The following is a 2,379-nucleotide window of genomic DNA, read 5'->3' as shown; positions in this document are numbered from 1 at the left end:
ACATTAGCGGAAGCTATTGGGGAAGCAGCCCTGGCTGTGTATGGTAAAGAAATACATGCCTAGATAAAAATTCTAGTGGAAACTGAAAATATGTGTTGTGATTGCAAAATTCATTGTAATTCTTTCGCCCATCCTCACAGTATTTCAAGAATGATAGGATTCGTTATTGCAGTTACAGGGATTGTTCAATCATCGATAGTAGTATATTCAGTTTTGAATCCGCAGCTTTTTAGTGCTTTAATTACAATTCAATAGGATGGTGAAAGAACCTTGATTAAAGAAGTGAATGTTAACCGGGCTAAATTATTAATATCTTGCCCAGAGAAGCCAGGTATTATCTCGGTTGTATCTAATCTTTTATTAGAAAACAATGCAAATGTTGTTCATTTTGATCAACATACGACGGATCCACAAACAGGTATGTTTTTTATGAGGATCGAATTTGATTTAAATGACTTTGATGTTTCCTATGCAAAACTTGAGGAAGACTTACATATGCTGGCTCAGGCTTATTCAATGGATTGGAGCTTAAGCGGTAATAAGAAAAGAAAACGAATGGCCATCTTTGTATCTAAAATGGATCACTGTCTAATGGAGCTTATATGGCGTTGGAAATCGAATGAACTTCTAGTGGAAATCCCAATGGTAATCAGTAATCATCCTGATTTAAAAGAAGTAGTAGAGAGTTATGGTATCTCTTATTATCATATCCCTATAACTCATGAAACAAAACAACAAGCCGAACAGAAAGCGCTAGAACTACTGAAAGGGAAAGTAGACTCTATTGCCTTGGCCAGATATATGCAAATCCTTTCCCCTAAATTTATTTCCGAGTTTCCCAATCAAATTATTAATATTCATCATTCTTTCTTACCGGCATTTGTCGGAGCAAACCCTTATGCCAGGGCCTATAACCGTGGTGTTAAGTTAATTGGAGCAACTGCCCATTATGTTACGAATGATCTTGATGAAGGACCCATTATTCAGCAAGATGTAAAGCGGGTTAATCATAGACATACAATAGAAGAATTAAAGGTTGCCGGAAGTCATGTTGAAAGACAAGTTTTTGCCGAAGCTGTTTCCTGGCATATTGAAGATAAAGTTATTGTTCATGGTAATAAAACAATCGTGTTTGATTAAGTTCAACATTAACACGTTGCAAAGATAGGAGATAGACAAAAAATTTAAAGATAATTGAGTAACTTATTTAATTTTTTCAATATTTCAAAAATAAATTTTTACTGATACTATTAGAACAGACAGAATACTCGACTTGGAAGTATTTTGTTCTATCACAAATGGGATGTCAGTACTAGTTTGTGCCTCCCATGACTAGCTATTCCCTATATCAATACCAACATGTCCACCTCTTTTTAAGTATTAAAGAATACTATATGTCTGGCAGTACTCCTCTAAGAGATACCGGTTTTTCAGTCGTGTCATCTCTTGGCGATGAACCACGTTTTGGATTACGTGAAAAAACTTATTGGGCAGGGAGCATTCCTGTAGAACGCTAGATTTTAACTTCGAAAAAGAGCCCAAAAGTGCGATAAGTATACATAATCACAACACTCATCATAAGGTGGAAGCTCTACTATGAAGTATAAAATGCAACAAAAATAAAATCAGCTATTGAACGAATTTCGAATCGTCATCTCGTTGTCGGTGTGGATATTCCACAACTATAAAAAGTGGCACGGGCTGTAAATTTTCGTGGAATCGTCGTTGGTGATTCTCTTACTTTTGAAAATAGCCAAAGGGTATTCACTAGATTACTAGAATGGATGAAAAAACTACAAGATTCAAACAACTTATAATTAATTTCAGGGGTTATGAAATCCTGCGAGTAAGTGAGCATTCGAGAGATATAGCTGTCATACTGAGGGAGTTTGAAAAAGGATGTTGAAGGATTTTTTTGAAGACTTGGGAATAGAAATAGAAAGTCTATTTGATATATGCATAATCACATTGATTGTTTTTGTTTTTTTAAAAAGAAAAGGATGGATTAATTAAAGGGGGTTTGAATAGGTAATGTAGTTAAAGAAGACATATATAGTGGACATACCCCGTCAAGTAGGCAGCATCTAAAAAAGTTTAGGAAGCCATCGAGTTTCGATATTCAATCGAAGCTCGATTGTTGAGCCTAATTTCATGGGAATTTTCAAATTTGATCTACTTTATTCTCACAGTGGACTAGAGGGAAGCCATGTTACGCTCATGTCTTTAAGACCAAGAGAACATAAAGGCTTTATAAAAGGGTTCGAGATTCATTGAGCATTTAAGCTAATTTGCTCTTTACCAAAGGTTGTTTTTTTATAACATTGGAAAAATATAAAGATGGAGATATGCAGCAAATCCATGCTGGTCTTTGGAATACAA

Annotated in this window: 2 protein-coding genes and 1 pseudogene; all 3 read left to right on the top strand. The window is 35.1% G+C overall.

Annotated features, from left to right (window positions below; all coding sequences use genetic code 11):
* Positions 1–270: 270 nt before the first annotated feature.
* Positions 271–1,140, top strand: coding sequence for a formyltetrahydrofolate deformylase (gene purU / locus AC1DUW_RS26085; RefSeq protein ID WP_477643847.1), 870 nt, complete (start codon positions 271–273; stop codon positions 1,138–1,140).
* Between the two features lie 254 nt (positions 1,141–1,394).
* On the top strand, positions 1,395–1,517 hold the full coding sequence (locus tag AC1DUW_RS26080; protein WP_477643846.1) for a hypothetical protein: 123 nt from the start codon (positions 1,395–1,397) through the stop codon (positions 1,515–1,517).
* Between the two features lie 79 nt (positions 1,518–1,596).
* Positions 1,597–1,814, top strand: a pseudogene (locus AC1DUW_RS26075) (IS110 family RNA-guided transposase); the annotation flags it as partial.
* Positions 1,815–2,379 lie beyond the last annotated feature (565 nt).

The organism is Peribacillus sp. P4_C12 (assembly GCF_056402095.1).
The sequence above is the reverse complement of the archived record's forward strand: the minus strand, read 5'-3'. Positions and strand labels throughout refer to the sequence as shown.